14 protein-coding genes are annotated in these 15,744 nt (G+C 44.8%); 8 read left to right on the top strand and 6 right to left on the bottom strand.

Going from position 1 to position 15,744, the window contains the following annotated elements; all coding sequences use genetic code 11:
- Positions 1 to 4: 4 nt before the first annotated feature.
- The gene (locus tag MHM87_RS03690; protein WP_239257800.1) at positions 5 to 1,342 is read right to left on the bottom strand and encodes a GH1 family beta-glucosidase; all 1,338 of its coding nucleotides are present in this window, start codon (positions 1,340 to 1,342) and stop codon (positions 5 to 7) included.
- A gap of 525 nt (positions 1,343 to 1,867) precedes the next feature.
- Here MHM87_RS03690 and MHM87_RS03685 point away from each other — a divergent pair.
- The 5 genes from MHM87_RS03685 to MHM87_RS03665 all read left to right on the top strand — a co-directional run bounded on the left by MHM87_RS03685 (position 1,868) and on the right by MHM87_RS03665 (position 10,001).
- Complete coding sequence (locus MHM87_RS03685; protein WP_014977831.1) at positions 1,868 to 4,798, top strand: TonB-dependent receptor; 2,931 nt, start codon at positions 1,868 to 1,870, stop codon at positions 4,796 to 4,798.
- A gap of 143 nt (positions 4,799 to 4,941) precedes the next feature.
- Complete coding sequence (locus MHM87_RS03680; RefSeq protein ID WP_239257799.1) at positions 4,942 to 6,615, top strand: tryptophan halogenase family protein; 1,674 nt, start codon at positions 4,942 to 4,944, stop codon at positions 6,613 to 6,615.
- The gene (locus tag MHM87_RS03675) at positions 6,593 to 8,098 is read left to right on the top strand and encodes a tryptophan halogenase family protein (RefSeq protein ID WP_187446837.1); all 1,506 of its coding nucleotides are present in this window, start codon (positions 6,593 to 6,595) and stop codon (positions 8,096 to 8,098) included. Before MHM87_RS03680 ends, MHM87_RS03675 begins: the two co-directional genes overlap by 23 nt.
- Before the next feature lie 294 nt (positions 8,099 to 8,392).
- Positions 8,393 to 9,730, top strand: a complete 1,338-nt coding sequence (locus tag MHM87_RS03670; RefSeq protein ID WP_239257798.1) for a HipA domain-containing protein — start codon at positions 8,393 to 8,395, stop codon at positions 9,728 to 9,730.
- On the top strand, positions 9,723 to 10,001 hold the full coding sequence (locus MHM87_RS03665) for a helix-turn-helix transcriptional regulator (protein ID WP_049586396.1): 279 nt from the start codon (positions 9,723 to 9,725) through the stop codon (positions 9,999 to 10,001). Before MHM87_RS03670 ends, MHM87_RS03665 begins: the two co-directional genes overlap by 8 nt.
- Before the next feature lie 98 nt (positions 10,002 to 10,099).
- Here MHM87_RS03665 and MHM87_RS03660 read toward each other — a convergent pair whose 3' ends face one another.
- Positions 10,100 to 10,963 (bottom strand): YicC/YloC family endoribonuclease, encoded by an 864-nt coding sequence (locus tag MHM87_RS03660; RefSeq protein ID WP_014977829.1) that lies wholly within the window; start codon positions 10,961 to 10,963, stop codon positions 10,100 to 10,102.
- A 301-nt stretch (positions 10,964 to 11,264) separates the two neighbouring features.
- On the opposite strand from MHM87_RS03660, the gene rph reads away from it, so the two are divergent.
- The 3 genes from rph to tusA are packed head-to-tail and all read left to right on the top strand — an operon-like array spanning position 11,265 to position 12,927.
- Complete coding sequence (rph, locus tag MHM87_RS03655) at positions 11,265 to 11,978, top strand: ribonuclease PH (protein ID WP_014951432.1); 714 nt, start codon at positions 11,265 to 11,267, stop codon at positions 11,976 to 11,978.
- A 57-nt stretch (positions 11,979 to 12,035) separates the two neighbouring features.
- Entirely contained in the window at positions 12,036 to 12,677 is a 642-nt protein-coding gene (pyrE, locus tag MHM87_RS03650) for an orotate phosphoribosyltransferase (protein WP_039228851.1), read from the top strand.
- Entirely contained in the window at positions 12,667 to 12,927 is a 261-nt protein-coding gene (tusA, locus tag MHM87_RS03645) for a sulfurtransferase TusA (protein ID WP_014951430.1), read from the top strand. The genes pyrE and tusA overlap by 11 nt, the downstream gene beginning before the upstream one ends.
- Positions 12,928 to 12,948: 21 nt before the next feature.
- On the opposite strand, the gene MHM87_RS03640 is transcribed toward tusA, so the two are convergent.
- The 4 genes from MHM87_RS03640 to MHM87_RS03625 all read right to left on the bottom strand — a co-directional run bounded on the left by MHM87_RS03640 (position 12,949) and on the right by MHM87_RS03625 (position 15,686).
- Positions 12,949 to 13,128 carry a hypothetical protein gene (locus MHM87_RS03640; protein WP_014951429.1) on the bottom strand — a complete coding sequence of 60 codons (180 nt, stop codon included), beginning with the start codon at positions 13,126 to 13,128 and terminating at the stop codon, positions 12,949 to 12,951.
- A gap of 25 nt (positions 13,129 to 13,153) precedes the next feature.
- Entirely contained in the window at positions 13,154 to 13,615 is a 462-nt protein-coding gene (locus MHM87_RS03635) for a hypothetical protein (RefSeq protein ID WP_014951428.1), read from the bottom strand.
- 163 nt (positions 13,616 to 13,778) lie between these two features.
- Positions 13,779 to 14,369 carry a VTT domain-containing protein gene (locus tag MHM87_RS03630; protein ID WP_239257797.1) on the bottom strand — a complete coding sequence of 197 codons (591 nt, stop codon included), beginning with the start codon at positions 14,367 to 14,369 and terminating at the stop codon, positions 13,779 to 13,781.
- Between the two features lie 24 nt (positions 14,370 to 14,393).
- Entirely contained in the window at positions 14,394 to 15,686 is a 1,293-nt protein-coding gene (locus MHM87_RS03625; protein WP_239257796.1) for an amidohydrolase family protein, read from the bottom strand.
- Positions 15,687 to 15,744: the final 58 nt, after the last annotated feature.

Below are 15,744 nucleotides of genomic sequence, written 5' to 3'. Positions count from 1 at the left end.
GTTGTTATGTTCGACTTGCTATGAGCGCTTTATAAGCATTGGCGCTAAGTTTAAGCGTACGCTTTTGCGTTTCAAAATCCACATAAACTAGCCCAAATCGCTTTTCATATCCTTCCGCCCACTCGAAGTTATCAAGGAGGCTCCATGCGAAGTAACCACTCACTTCTACTCCATCAATCACTGCGTTGTGTACCATGTTTAAATGGGCATTGTAGTAATCAACCCGATCCACATCATTAACAAGACCATCTTTGAGTTCGTCTGCCATTGCAGCACCATTTTCAGTTATAAAAATGGGAGGGAGCGTATATCGTTCGTTTAATGAAGTAAGTAAATCATAAAGCGCTTTTGGATAGATTTCCCAACCAATATCGGTCAATGGACCTTGATGAGGATGCTCGAAATACAATGCGCCTTTCTCTTTGGGCGCAGAATAGTGTAATCGCGTGTAGAAATTTACCCCTAAGAAATCGATGGGCTGACAGATTGTCTCCATATCACCAGCTTCAACTGGTGGTCTATCCGCTTCGTCTATATCAAATAACACTTCGGGGTAGCTTCCCTCCATTACAGGCTGCATATACCATTGGTTGATATAGTCATCTGCTTTGCGGGTGGCTAAGAGGTCTTCTTTCTTTTGTGTAGCGGGGTAGCATGGCGTAAAATTCAATACTATACCGGCTTCGCTATTTGGGACATTTTTTCTAAGCACCTTCACCCCAAGGCCGTGTGCTAGCAAAATGTGATGAGCCGCAGTTCTTCCGTATTTTCTACCCGTTCTGCCCGGGGCGTGTACGCCTATTTCATACCCTAAATAAGCACTGCAAAAAGGTTCATTGAACGTTGCATAGGAAAAAACGGACTCGCCTAACGCCCGCGTTATTTTGTCAACATAGTCTTCAAATGCAAAAGCAGTTTGTCGGTAAAGCCACCCACCTTTATCTTCCAGGTGCTGCGGGAGATCCCAGTGATAAAGGGTAACAAATGGCTTAATGCCTTTTTCATTTAACGCATCAACTAGCGTTTTATAAAAGGCAACGCCTTTTGGATTTAGCTCACCTTCTTGAGTGATAACGCGCGGCCAAGAAATAGAGAAACGGTAAGCGTCTACATTTAAGTCTAACAAAATGTCGAAATCTTCTCTCCAGCGAGCAATATGATCACAGGCGACATCGCCATTGGAGTGATCAGCAATGGCTGAAGGCCGTTCACAAAATCTATCCCAAATACATTCGAGACGGTTATCGACATCCCCTTCTATCTGAAAACTTGACGTGGCAGTTCCATAAAGAAACGAATTTTTGAGTAAGGGACTGCCTGCGGGAAGCGAAATGCTGTTCATATGTCGATAACCTTTTTCTTACTGCACAAATTCTAAACGGATGCTGGCAGTACAATGAATCTGAAATAACAAAGCGGTTTATAGCACAAATAAAAAACAATTAGAAAGCGCTTTCTCATATTTATGTCATTTTTACGTTAATGGAATTAAGTGACTGATAATATTTATATGACTATTACCGGAATCTAATAGAGCTTTGGTATTCTTGTAAATTATTGAATGTGATGGTTTTATATTTTTTATGAGGAGTTTGGTGTTCTCCTATATAGTTGTTATCTGTGAATTAATTGTAAAAAATGTGTTGATCTTAAACTTTTGTTGAATTAATGTTCGGAAAGCGCTTTCTTACTTCAGGGTGTTCTAGTTTCTCTTTGGGAAAGCCCTTTCTGGCAGCGCGTAAGGTTCACAACACACATAAAAGCCACTATTAAAGAGAGATAGACCGTGACACAAACAACACCAAATAAAAGCAAGATCGCAGCAAGTTTGTCATTGATACTCGGGACCGCTTTGAGTAGCGGTGTGATGTCATCTGCGACGGCGCAAGAAACAGAAAAAGACATAGAAGTTATTCAGGTATCAGGCATACGAAGTAGTGTTCAAGAGTCGATGGGTATCAAGCGTGACTCTGCTGGTGTTGTTGATGCCATCTCAGCAGAAGATATTGGTAAATTTCCTGATACCAACTTAGCAGAGTCACTACAGCGTATCACTGGTATTTCAATTAGTCGGAATAATGGTGAAGGAAGCCAAGTCACAGCGCGTGGTTTTGGACCTGACTTTAATATGGTAACGCTGAATGGACGTACGATGCCTGGTTCTGCGTTACCTGGTGGTGGCGGAGCAGCAAATTCTCGCGCCTTCGATTTTTCTGACCTTGCTTCTGAAAGTGTTAGAGCGGTTGAAGTGTACAAAACAGGTAGAGCGAGTATTGCAACTGGGGGGATTGGGGCTACGGTAAATATACGAACAGCACGTCCCTTTCAAGCATCTGACAATGGCATTACCGCAAGTGTAGGCGCAAAAGCACTGCATGATACGACTAACCGTGTAGGTGATGATGTTACGCCTGAAGTATCAGGCTTCATCAATTACCTCAATGATGACAATACCTTTGGCGTTACGTTTACCGGTTCATTCCAACAGCGTGACAGTGCTGCACAAGGTGCGTTTGTGAACGAGTGGCGCGTAAATCCATTTGATGGCACGGTGCCCCAATCACCTGATCCAGCGAACCCAGATAGCGGTGACCCAATTGTGTTGAACAACGCACCAGCCATGGGACAGCTTTTCGCCATTCCCTCAGATTTACGTTATTACATGGCAGACCGAGAGCGTGAAAGAACGAATGCACAGCTAACGTTCCAGTTTGCTCCTTCAGAAAAAATGACGGCTACGCTTGATTACACCTATTCAAAGCAAGACTTATACGAAGCTCGAGCCGAGCAATCGATATGGATGGATGATAGGTACTTCACCGAACTAACCTTTGATGATGAAACGGTAAAAACGCCAGTATTAATCACTCAAGAACGCCGTGATTTGCTACCTCGTGATCTAGGCTTGGCGCTTCAAGAACTAAACCAAGTCAACGAAAACAAGTCGATCGGCTTAAACCTTGAGTACTTCGTAAATGACGAGCTAACTCTAGTCTTCGACCTTCATAATTCGACGGCAGAAGGACGCCCAGATGCGCCCTATGGAACGTGGACAAATCTTGGTTTAGGCGCAAACGTAGTTAAAGGGCAAGGTGTCGATTTCAGAGGTGACTTCCCTATTATGTTCGTCGATTTTGACGATGAAGCTCGTGATAATCTTAACGGTAATGGCGTGCTTGACCAAGATGATGTAGGTACATCGATATTGGACATGAATTTCTCGTCGCAAGACACCGAGATTACTCAAGCTCGTCTTGATGGCTCTTACGTTATGGATACCGGAAGTATTAACTTTGGTATTGAGTCACGCTCAATGGAGAGCACATCGCTCCAATCACTAACCCGCCACACCATGGGCAACTGGGGAATTGAGAACCCGGGTGAGCTTCCTGCTGGTTCTTTAACACCGCTGGATCTGGCGAGTGAGTTTAGCGATTTCAATACTGAGGGGATGTTCTCTCAGGGCTTTACCGGTAGTGTTGCGCAAATTGGTGCATTCGCTGCTCAAGAATACGGTTTTGATTTTCTTGCCAACAACCCGTTTGCAACTAACCGTACGATTGAAGAAGACATAACTGCGGTTTATTTCGAATTGGACTTATCTGGCGAGTTAAACGGCATGGAGTACAACCTGTTGGCAGGTGTACGCTACGAAAATACCGATGTAACTTCAATTGCAAATATAAGTTTACCTAGCGGCATTGCGTGGGAAGGTAATAATGACTTCAACGTCCGTTTTGGAAGCGATATGGAAGATGTTGAAGTTGAATCAAGTTACGACCATGTACTTCCTGCATTAGATTTCGATATCGAAGTTGTTGAAAACATGATTGCGCGATTCTCTTACAGTAAGACAATAGCGCGACCCACGTACAACAACTTGAGCGCCGCTGCGACAGTATCGCCTCAAAGCGGGCCGACAATTCTTACTGACAGCATTACCGCCACCGCGAGTTCAGGTAACCCATCGCTAATACCATTAGAGTCAGACAACCTTGATCTTTCGTTCGAATATTATTTCGATGAGACAAGCTATGTGTCGGTTGGTTTTTACGATAAGCGTGTTAAGAACTTTATCGGTAATGAACAAGTTGAAGAAAATATCTTTGGGTTGAGAGACGTTACCAATGGACCGCGTGCAGAGGCGGCTCGCGCTGAATTAGAGGCGCGTGGTATTCCAATTAATGATACGTCATTGTTTAACATGGTTGCTGCGATGGAAAACGGTATCGAGTATGACTCATTGACTGACGAACAGTTTGAGCAGCAATTCGATGTGCTGCCCAATAGCGAAGATCCGTTGATCACCTTCATTAACTCTAAACCTGTTAACAATAAAGCGGCGAATATTTACGGTTTCGAACTTGCTGCGCAGCACTTCTTTGGTGATAGCGGCTTCGGGGTACTGGCTAACTACACCACAGTGCAAGGTGATATTGGTTTTGATAATGACGCAAATCCATCGATAACTCAGTTTGCCCTTGTGGGACTAAGCGACACAGCAAACCTCATCTTGATGTATGAGAAAGATGCTTTGCAAGCGCGTATTGCCTACAACTGGCGTGATAAGTTCCTTGATACAACCTCTCAGTACATTAATGAGCCGGGCTATACCGAAGACTATTCACAAATAGATTTCAATGTTTCTTACGACATCACTGAAGATCTTACGGTGTCATTTGAAGGGATAAACATCACAGATGAAAATATCCGTAGACACGGCAGAACAAGTGCTATGTTGTGGAAATTAGATGAGCTTGGCGCTCGCTATGCACTGGGAGTTCGCTACAAGTTTTAACGATTGGGGTGTGTTTACCTGCTAAAGTGCTTAGGGTTGCGCTTTAGCGGGTTTTTTTGTCATAGTGCTGTTTGAATAGTAACCAGAAAAACGACTGAACATGTTTGTAGAAGTGCAGTGGGGCATATCGTGGTTCTTAACGTATGAGTGATAACGAAAGTCATAGCAGTATGCATCGGGTCGTCATTGTCGGTGGTGGTACGGCTGGGTGGCTTGCAGCAGGGATACTTGCCGCAAAACTAAGCGCGAATCACACCGTTACCTTGATAGAGTCACCCAACATCCCTTCTTTAGGTGTGGGCGAAGGCTCTTGGCCGTCACTGCGCGATACCCTTCTTGATATTGGTATTAGTGAAACGGAATTCTTAACGCTGTGTCATGGCGCTTTCAAGCAAGGCTCCAGCTTTGTTAATTGGCGTAAAGACGGGCACTGCTATTATCATCCATTTACCGTTCCAACAGGCTACAACGAGCTCGATATTTATACATGTTGGAAATCAATCGCACCAAACACATCGTACGAAGATGTGTTTTCGTTACAAGCCGCCATGTGTGCCGCAGGCAAGGCGCCAAAGCAAATTGCTACGCCGGACTACGCCCATGTGCTCAATTACGGTTACCATTTCGACGCCACAAAGCTTGCTGAGCTGTTAAAAAATCATTGCGTAGACAAGTTAAATGTCGCTCATGTCGTTGGTCATGTTGACAGTGTTCACTCTCATCAAAACGGGGATATTGAAAGCGTATCAACAAAGGACGGGAAAAAAATAGTTGGCGATCTATTTATTGACTGTTCAGGCCACAGCGGCCTGCTCATCAATAAACACTTTACTATTCCCTGGATACCCGTTAAGCGCACAATGCTCAATGATCGCGCCGTTGCGCTTCAAGTGCCTTATTCAAACGAAGATGCTGAAATAAAAAGTACCACAGTGGCCACTGCACAAACCTGTGGGTGGACGTGGGATATTGCGTTGCAGCACCGCCGAGGTGTAGGCCTAGTTTACTCTTCTCAATTCACAGATGAAGATCAAGCAAAGCAGGTGCTGATTGACTACGTTCGTGAACGTTACCCTAGTGCACAAGATGCAGAGCTTTCTTTTCGTACACTCTCCTTTGAGCCTGGCTATAGATCACAGTTTTGGGTAAAAAACTGTTTGAGCTTAGGTATGTCTTCGGGGTTTGTTGAACCGCTTGAAGCATCAGCCATTGCCATGGTCGAACTTGGCTTACGTATGCTCTGTGAGGCTTTTCCGCAAAACAAAGCACATATGGAAATAGTCAGTAAGCGCTACAACATGCGCTTTGCATATCGCTGGCAGCGCGTTATCGACTTTCTAAAACTACATTATGCTTTAAGCGATAGAGAAGAGCCGTATTGGTTAGCGCAAAGAGAGAAGGCGTCCATACCCGATTCTCTCGCTGAATTGCTTGAACTGTGGAAGTATCAAAGCCCTTCACGCTTAGATCTCATCGAGAACGAAGAGATTTTCCCCTCTGCTAGCTATCAGTATGTACTATATGGAATGGGCTTTTCTTCTTCTACATCGCCTTTACGGCTAAATGAAGAGCATAAGCGTAAAGCAGTTCACATTCGCGAAACCTTACAACAAACTAAAAACGCTTATCTGCAGGGATTGCCGTCTAACAGAGTTTTGCTCAATGATATTGCAAAGCGCTACAGCAACGAAAAACAACACGTGCCCTCGCTTGCTCAACGTGAAAAGAACGAACACGCTTCAGCTTCGAGTTGTAATGACATAAAAAATACTTCAGATAAAAAGGACACCTCTTATGACCGTATCGGGTTTAGATAGCAGTAAAAATCAAACGCCCGTTAAGAACGTAGTCATTGCGGGTGGCGGTACTGCGGGATGGATGGCGGCCACAGCGCTGTCACGGCTTTTGGGTAAGTCAATAAACGTTACGTTAGTCGAGTCGAAAGATATTGGTATTGTAGGTGTGGGCGAGGCGACTATTCCCCCTATTAGAACATTTCACAAGTTGCTTGGCATCGACGAAAAAGCATTTATGCGTGCCACACAAGCCACGTTCAAACTGGGTATTGAGTTTGAAAATTGGCGTGAACAAGGTCACAGCTATATTCATTCTTTTGGTATAACCGGAAGAGAGTGTTGGGCTGGCGAGTTTCACCATTTTTGGCTGAGGGCTAAAGAATACGGATTTGGTGGTGAATTTGGTGATTATTGCCCGGAACTTATTGCCGCTAAACAGAGCAAGTTCGCCACATCAGAAGCCATGCCGCTTAACTTTGCCTATCATTTTGATGCAGTTGCTTACGGTCGATTTTTAAAGTCTCTAGCGTGTGATGCTGGGGTAACTCACAAGGAAGGAGATATAGAAAAGGTCGTAGTATGCCCGCAATCAGGCAACATCCAGTCCCTTCGATTAGCAAGCGATGAAGTCATAGATGGCGACTTTTTCATAGACTGTACAGGCTTTAAAGGGCTGCTTATTGAACAAGCCCTTCACACCGGTTACGACGATTGGCGACACTATCTTTTCTGCGATAGTGCGGTAGCTATGCAAACTGAGCTTACAGCCCCACCTGTGCCATACACCAAAAGTGTGGCACATCAGGCCGGTTGGCGCTGGCAAATACCTCTTCAAGAACGAATGGGTAATGGATTGGTATTTTGTAGCCGATTTATGAGCGATGAAGACGCCATCAATACACTTAAATCGCAGGTGACAGGCGCGCCCATTAATGAGCCGAGAGTGATTCGTTTTACTCCTGGAAAACGCAGGCGTGGTTGGAATAAAAACTGCGTGGCGCTAGGGCTATCCAGTGGCTTTATTGAGCCTTTAGAGTCGACCAGCATCCATCTAATCATGACTGGCCTCATACGCTTAATGCGCCTATTCCCTTTTGATGGCATAACCCAAAGCGCAATCGACGAATACAATAATAAGTTTGATAGCGAAATGTCGGCCATACTCGATTTTATTGTTATGCATTACAAGGTGACACAGCGTGAGGACAGCCCCTTTTGGCAGCAATGCCAACGCATGGAGATTCCGCCGTCACTTGAGCATAAATTGGCTTTATTTGCCGAGTCTGGCCGCGTGTTTTTAGATGACGGAGATATTTTCCGTGTTGACTCCTGGACCCAAGTATTAATGGGCCAAGGCATGACACCTAGCCAGTATCATCGTGTTGCCGATGAAATGAGTGAACAGTCACTTAAGCAGTTTATGGCAGGATTAAAGCAGCAGGTGGATAATCACGTAGCTAAACTCCCCTCGCACGAGGCCTTCTTAACACAGTATCTGAGATGAGTTATTAGAAGCGTTAGATGTTGGCGGCAGGTAGCGCGTTAACGATGAACCAAGCAGATTCTAACTAAAGAGTTACTAAACACACTGCATCAGCACCATACCCAGCTAGAAGTCTGGGTTTAGTGCTATCTAAATTGGGAAAAACGCATACAAAGTACTGAAATAGATAATCCATTTTGTAGTTTACGGTAGTTTGTTACTGTAAATGATTGCTTCTTTGCAGTTAAACGGTAGAATTGTACCGAAATTCTGCTAATATTTAGTACTTAACGGTAATAAACTACTGGATAAATGATGCAAACAGTCACACTGCAATTATTTAATCAAGGTCAATGGTGGGATGCTGCTACTTTGTGTTTCTCTGATGAGCGGATCAATGCAAGTTGTTCGCTGTACTATGAGCATGAATATATTGTTAAGGTCGCAAGCTATGAGGTCAAAGATTGCTGGGCATGCTCCGTCAATGCACCTATCAGCATTGTTCCTAAAGACTACCCTCATTGGCCAGCTCTATTAGATGATATTTTGCCGGTGGGTAAGTCTCGAGATTGGTGGCTCAGTTATCTTAATGTCAGTCGCTCAGACGAGTTTCAGCAAAATTACGCACTGCTGACTAATGCTTGTATGTCGCCCGTTGGTAACTTAAGAATAAAAGAAGCCGTACCGACAGATGCTAATATCGACTCTCGCCGTTTTCCAATTGAGAACGTGATTTCATTGCAATATGACTTTTTAGAGTATGCTAATGAACAAGGCGCCGCAGTAGGAGGGGCGACAGGAGCTGGTGGTGTTGCCCCAAAACTGCTACTCATGCTTGAAGACGATAATGTTTTCATTGATGGGGACTTTGCAGGTAAGCCGTTGACCGCTACACCTTATTTAACCAAGTTTGCTAGAAATAGACGCTCAGCACGAGATAACAACATCTTAAAAGCTGAGGGCGTTTTTTATAAGGCTCTTTCGGAGATCCTGAAAGGTACCAATGTTTCCACCATCGATGTTGAAAAGTTAAAAACATTAGAAGATAAACAAAGTGGCCAAGCTAGTTTATGGCTACCTCGTTTTGACGTCCGCATAGAAAGTGGTGTGGCTAGTCGTATTGGGTTGGAAAGTATTTATTCAATCATTAATGCCGAACCTGGCAGCTATCAAGATCATTTTGATGTGATGGAGACGGTGTGGCGAAGAATAAAGTCTGCAACTCAAATGACGAAAAACGAATTTGCTAAGCAATATGTTGTGAGAGATTTTCTAAATATTGTCTTCGGTAACTCAGACAATCACGGCCGCAACATTTCATTTTTAAAATTTGACGGCGATATTTGTTTTGCACCTATCTATGATTTTGCTCCTATGAAAGCCGATGAAGAAGGCATAACCCGTTTATTTAAGTGGGGGCGAAGTTGCGAAGTAGGTGGGCACGTTAATTTTTTAATCATTGCAGAGCAGCTTTCAGATTTTTGTGAGCCTGATGAAATGATTTTATTTTTGCGGCAACTGGCAGAAAAACTAATCGACCTGCCTGAGAGGTTGAAAAGATTACATTGCCCAGATGAGATATTAAATTTTCCGGCGATTGGTTTTAGTAACACTAAAACTAAGTTAGTGGCAATGGGAGTCTATGATGGTTAGGTTGACGGGCGAACGACGAAAAGAAATTTTAGCTCAGCTTGAAAGTGATCTTGCGAACAATGTTATCGGCATAGGCGATCTAGTAAAGCAGGTTCGTACCCAACTTTATGGCATGACCCAAACACAGTACGCGAAATTTATTAAGGTGTCTGATAAAACATTGCGCGATATCGAGAAAGGGAATACCGATCCTCGCGTCTCGGTACTAAATAAAATTTTAGCGCCTGGTGGTTTTCAACTTTCTGTTCGATCAGTTCGCCGCGATATATAAAATTATCTTTGAGGTGCATCAACTCATGGGGTTTCATAAAAAATAAAAAAGCCCAGCATGGCTGGGCTTTAGCGGAGGCTTTTGGACTCCAACGGATATTACTCGATATTCTGAATTTGCTCGCGCATCTGCTCAATCAGGACTTTAAGTTCAACCGCCGATTGTGTGATGTCGGTGCTAATAGACTTTGAACCTAACGTGTTCGATTCGCGATTAAACTCCTGCATCATGAAATCAAGACGGCGACCTACTGCTCCACCCTTTTTAAGGATATTGCGGGTTTCCTTAACGTGAGCATTCAGACGATCTAACTCTTCTGCCACGTCTACTTTTTGCGCCAGCATGATCATTTCTTGTTCAAAACGGCCTGCATCAAGTTCAACCTTTGCTTCTTCAAAGCGGGTTTGCACTTTTTCTCGCTGCCACACCATGATTTCAGGCATACGCGCGGCTACTTTTTCAGCTTCCACTTCTATAGCGTCAAGGCGCTGCGTAATCATACCTTTAAGGGCTTCACCTTCGGTAGCACGGGCACTAATAAAATCGTTAAGAGCTTGGTCGAACGCGGCCATTACGTCAGCGTGGATGGCGTCCATATCGGCTTCTTCCGCTGCAATTACCCCAGGCCAGCGCAAAACGTCTAGCGGGTTAACACCCGTGGATTGGCCATGGGATTGCACCCAGTCAGCGGCGTGAAGTACTTGCTTAGCCAACTCTTCGTTCAAGCTTAGCTTAGTTACAGCAGCATCGTTGGCAGTAAAACGCAGCGCACATTCCACCTTACCTCGGGCTAGCTTTTTACGGAATCGTTCACGTAAAACCGGCTCCAATGAGCGAAACTGTTCCGGCAGGCGAAAGTAAGTTTCTAAAAAGCGTTGGTTGACCGAGCGTATTTCCCACACGGCTGAGCCCCACTCTTTTTTGGTTTCTACGCGTGCAAACGCTGTCATGCTGTAAATCATAAATATCCTTTAAATTTAACTGAAAGCCTGCAAAAACAACCCGAACGTCGTGTTGTATACGTGAATATCTACAGCAGGTTTTCTTGTATTTTGTATATTAGCGCACATTTACGTAATTCAATAAGCAAACATGTAAAGTTCGTTTTTAACGGCCGCGGGTATTGCGTTATACTTAGGCGCAATTTCGTAGCTACATCGAATTTATAGGTTTTGACCGCGAATTGGGCTTTCTATTCACATATCGCCAATAAAACCTGTAAAACGCTACCCTTTTTTAAGCACTTACGTTGTGGAGAACACTATGCGTCCAAGCGGCAGAACCGCCAGTCAAATTCGCCCTGTTACAATTACTCGCCAATACACTTGTCACGCAGAAGGCTCTGTTCTTGTAGAGTTTGGTAACACTAAGGTGTTGTGTAATGCGACGGTAGAAGAAGGTGTGCCACGCTTTATGAAGGGCCAAGGGAAAGGCTGGATTACAGCTGAGTACAGCATGCTTCCACGTGCTACTCATACGCGAAGCGGCCGTGAAGCGGCGCGCGGTAAACAAGGCGGCCGCACGTTAGAGATCCAGCGTCTAATTGCGCGTTCACTACGCGCAGCGGTAGATTTAAAACTTCTGGGCGAAAACACCATTACGTTAGACTGCGACGTTATTCAGGCCGACGGCGGTACGCGTACAGCGTCAATTACCGGTGCGTGTGTAGCTCTTGTTGATGCACTTACTTACATGCGTGCAAAAGGCATTATCAAAACTAACCCGCTTAAACATATGATTGCCGCCCTTTCAGTAGGTATTTACGAAGGTACGCCAATCGCTGACCTTGAGTACACCGAAGACTCTGAGGCAGAAACAGATATGAACATTGTAATGACCGAAACCGGCAAGCTGATTGAAGTTCAAGGTACTGCAGAGGGCGAACCGTTCTCGTTTGAAGAGCTTGACGAGATGCTGAAAATTGGTAAGCACGGTTTACGTGAATTGTTCGACATTCAAAAAGCGGCGCTAGCGTAAGCGAGTCATCGACACGTAGTTAGAACCAACGCGTAAATTAGAAATTAAGAGGTCATCATGAAAGCGTTTCAGCGTGATTTTATTGAGTTTGCCATTGAACGTGGCGTACTGAAATTTGGCGAATTCACTTTAAAGTCAGGCCGCGTTAGCCCGTACTTTTTCAATGCAGGCTTGTTTAATCGCGGTGGCGATTTGGCTAAGTTGGGGCGTTTTTACGCTGATGCGTTAATGGACGCAGGCGTTGCGTTCGATGTACTTTTTGGTCCAGCCTATAAGGGCATTCCTATTGCGACAACAACAGCCGTTGCATTGGCCGATAGCCACAAGCTTGATGTCCCTTATTGCTTCAACCGTAAAGAAGCGAAAACCCACGGTGAAGGCGGCAATCTAGTTGGCAGCCCACTAGAAGGTAAGGTTATGCTGGTGGATGACGTGATCACTGCGGGTACGGCTATTCGCGAATCGATGACCTTAATCGAGCAACAGCAGGCTAGCTTGTCTGGCGTGCTGATTGCGCTAGACAGACAAGAGCGCGGTAATGGCGAACTGTCAGCTATTCAAGAGGTCGAGCGCGATTTTGGCACTCAGGTTATCTCTATTGTATCGCTTGCCGATGTCGTGGCTTATCTGACCGAGAAAGGCGGATTTGATAGCGAAATCAGCGCCATTAACACCTATCGTGAAAATTATGGCATCTGATTTTGACAGCGCATTTAGCGCGGCTAGTCAGCATTTAGATGCGCTAGGATTGCGTTGCCCAGAGCCAGTAATGATGGTGCGTCTGAATATTCGAAAGCTGGCCGATGGGGAAACTTTATCGGTCACGGCTGACGATCCCTCAACTGCCAGAGATATTCCTAGCTTTTGCCGCTTTATGGACCACACGCTGGTTGCGTCCCAAACCGAGACCATGCCTTACCAATACGTTATTAAGAAAGGGCGCGCTTGAGCGCCTTTTTTGTTACTGTTTCTATTCGCGGCCGCTAGCAGCCTGCAATAAAAGTTGCTTCAAAACCTGCTTGCTTCGCGAACAGGTACAGTGAATATCTGTCATGTGTAGCACTTCACCATTAAGCATTTTTTGAAGTACAGAAGCTCTAACGTTTAATGAGACAAAGCCGTCTTCGCTTGAAATTTGTTTCGACGCCATAACTATCTCCTTTTATCTAAAGTATTTAATGCACGGCCACAGAAGCGAGTCGTTTGCTTGCTTGAGGGACATAGGTTTGCTCAAGGGTATGCTGAATGGCCGCGATTAGCCTGCATATAGAAGGATTGGTGGCATGCAGGGGTAATATGGCAATAAGCTGTTGCTGACATTCTTGTAAAATAGCGTGAGATTCTCGCTTCCTATGTTCTTCGGCAAGCAGAGAAGATAAGTACATTCCCATAGTGGAAAAAGCGAGTACGTCTTCTTGAACTACACTGACTTTCTGCAAAGAGGTAGGCTGAAGCGCATTAAGGATAACCTTTGCGGCCTCAAAGGTTTGATAGCCTAACTCTCTCGCATAATCCAATCTGCCCTGTTGATGGGCTTGCTGCGTCTGCGCTTGCATAGCATAGCGATGCTGTCGCGCGTTTGAAGGGTTTAGCTGTAGCCACTTTTTGTAAACTGGGCATAGCCGCTGAACATTCATATAAGCACCTCCTGTTTTTTATTACATTAGTGCAAATAAGAATCATTATCAAATGTAAAGTTCAAAAAATCTATTGGGTTGATTTGATATTTACGTTGTCGTGAATCAACGGCATCGTTTGTCTCGCACTATTAAGTGCTTTGAGTCACTAGTACAGGCAAGCTTATTGGCTGATTAAATTTGAAAGCCACCATAAAAGAAGCACTGCAACTGTGATAGCAATAACCGCTTTCATTTTGTAGCGCTTAATGAGCTGCTCAGCTTTGTCTCCTGCGTAATAGACCACGGCTGCGAGTCCGAAATAGCGAATTGAACGTGCAATAACAGTAGCTAAAAGAAAAAGCGGAAGTGAGTATTGGGTTGCACCTGCTGCAAGCATCGCAACCTGAAAAGGAATAGGGGCAATACCTAAGGTCATTACGAACCAAAAACCTTGGTTTTGCATCTGCTGTTTTACATAGTCGAATTGCTCTTGGCTAAAAAAAGTATCTATAAGCCACTGACCAACCATATCGAAGAGGTAGTAACCGAGGGCATAGCCGAAGACTGCGCCAATCACACAGCCTATGGTGGCCATTAATGCAATTTTCCAAAGCGACTCCCGTCTTGCTTGCATTAGTGGCACCATTACGGCTTCTAGTGGTATGGGAACAATGGTTGATTCTAAAAATGAGGCAAGAGTGATGCCCTTTAACATATGCTTAGAATCGACAAGTTTTTTGGTTTTGTGCTTAACCTTTTTACCTAGTTCCATGTAATCCCTACCACTTTATTTTTTCTACTGCTTGTAAACGACTCCGTCTTTCATCACAAAAGACACGCTTTCCATAAGCGATATATCGTCAAGCGGGTTGCCTTGAACCGCAACAATATCAGCCAACTTACCCTCTTCCAGCGTGCCAAGAATATCGCTGATACCTAGTAAATTCGCGCTATTCGCGGTGGCACTTAGCAGCGCGTCGGCAGGCTTCATACCAGCTTCAACCATTAATGAGAACTCTTGCGCATTGTCGCCGTGGGCTGATACACCACTGTCTGTACCAAAAGCAATTTTTACGCCTGCTTTATGTGCTTGTTCAAAGGTATTTTGGATAAGCGGGCCAATGGCTGCAGCTTTCGGGCGCACCAATTCCGGAAAGAAGCCATCAATTTTGGCTTTGTCTGCTACAAACTTTCCTGCCAGTATTGTTGGTACATAGTAGGTGCCGTGCTTCTTCATTAATGTGCGAATTTCGTCATCCATATAAGTGCCGTGTTCAATAGAGTCCACACCGGCTTCAATAGCCCGCTTCATTCCCTCTTTCCCATGCGCGTGCACCGCCACTGTCATACCGTAGTCTTTTGCCGTTTCAACAATTGCTTCTAATTCATCGGTCATGAATTGTGGGTTTTGGCCGCTTTTAGCAACGCTCAATACGCCGCCGGTTGCGGTGATCTTGATTAAGTCCGCACCATCTTGGTAACGAATTCTTACTGCTTCACGGGCTTCAGCTTCGCCATTAACCACACCTTGCTTAGGGCCTACGTCTGGGCGAAGTAAATGAGATAAGCCATTACTTGGATCGGCGTGCCCGCCTGTAGTGGCAATAGATTTGGCAACGGTATAGATTCGCGGACCTGTAGCATAGCCTTTACTAATAGCGTTCCTTAGCGCAACGGTTTCGTTGTAGCCATCCCCTAAGTTGCGAACCGTGGTGAAGCCCGAATCTAACGTAATCTTAGCGTAGTTCGCTGCCCGTAATGCATAGTCGGCTTCATTTAGTGAAAAGCGCTCCAGATACGTTTGTGGACCACCATGTTGAGAAGACAAATGAACATGCATGTCCATGAGACCTGGCATAACGGTTGACGTCTTCAAGTCGATGACAGTATCGCCTTCTTGGGCTTCAGCAAACCCCTTTTTTACCGCTTTGATCTTGTTGTCTTCAACAACAATAGTCACATTTTCCTGAAGAGAGTTTGATGTGCCAGTAAACACTTTTCCTGCATGAATCAGCGTGTCGGCTACAGTGGAAAAGGGCGATGAGAGTAAGGCACTGGCAACAGCCAGCGTAATCAGAGGCTTTTTCATGATATAGGTCTTCTTGTTGATTGTTTTATAGACTATATCGAATGTAATGCAGTCAGAG

Source organism: Alteromonas sp. Cnat3-28, assembly GCF_022348265.1.
Classification (GTDB): Bacteria; Pseudomonadota; Gammaproteobacteria; order Enterobacterales; family Alteromonadaceae; genus Alteromonas; species Alteromonas macleodii.
This window is presented reverse-complemented; position numbering and strand designations above follow the sequence as displayed.

Coding starts and splice junctions, on each gene's coding strand:
- MHM87_RS03690 (WP_239257800.1), bottom strand. CDS start 1,342: ATGAACAGCATTTCGCTTCCCGCAGGCAGTCCCTTACTCAAAAATTCG.
- MHM87_RS03685 (WP_014977831.1), top strand. CDS start 1,868: ATGTCATCTGCGACGGCGCAAGAAACAGAAAAAGACATAGAAGTTATT.
- MHM87_RS03680 (WP_239257799.1), top strand. CDS start 4,942: ATGAGTGATAACGAAAGTCATAGCAGTATGCATCGGGTCGTCATTGTC.
- MHM87_RS03675 (WP_187446837.1), top strand. CDS start 6,593: ATGACCGTATCGGGTTTAGATAGCAGTAAAAATCAAACGCCCGTTAAG.
- MHM87_RS03670 (WP_239257798.1), top strand. CDS start 8,393: ATGCAAACAGTCACACTGCAATTATTTAATCAAGGTCAATGGTGGGAT.
- MHM87_RS03665 (WP_049586396.1), top strand. CDS start 9,723: ATGGTTAGGTTGACGGGCGAACGACGAAAAGAAATTTTAGCTCAGCTT.
- MHM87_RS03660 (WP_014977829.1), bottom strand. CDS start 10,963: ATGATTTACAGCATGACAGCGTTTGCACGCGTAGAAACCAAAAAAGAG.
- rph (WP_014951432.1), top strand. CDS start 11,265: ATGCGTCCAAGCGGCAGAACCGCCAGTCAAATTCGCCCTGTTACAATT.
- pyrE (WP_039228851.1), top strand. CDS start 12,036: ATGAAAGCGTTTCAGCGTGATTTTATTGAGTTTGCCATTGAACGTGGC.
- tusA (WP_014951430.1), top strand. CDS start 12,667: ATGGCATCTGATTTTGACAGCGCATTTAGCGCGGCTAGTCAGCATTTA.
- MHM87_RS03640 (WP_014951429.1), bottom strand. CDS start 13,128: ATGGCGTCGAAACAAATTTCAAGCGAAGACGGCTTTGTCTCATTAAAC.
- MHM87_RS03635 (WP_014951428.1), bottom strand. CDS start 13,615: ATGAATGTTCAGCGGCTATGCCCAGTTTACAAAAAGTGGCTACAGCTA.
- MHM87_RS03630 (WP_239257797.1), bottom strand. CDS start 14,369: ATGGAACTAGGTAAAAAGGTTAAGCACAAAACCAAAAAACTTGTCGAT.
- MHM87_RS03625 (WP_239257796.1), bottom strand. CDS start 15,686: ATGAAAAAGCCTCTGATTACGCTGGCTGTTGCCAGTGCCTTACTCTCA.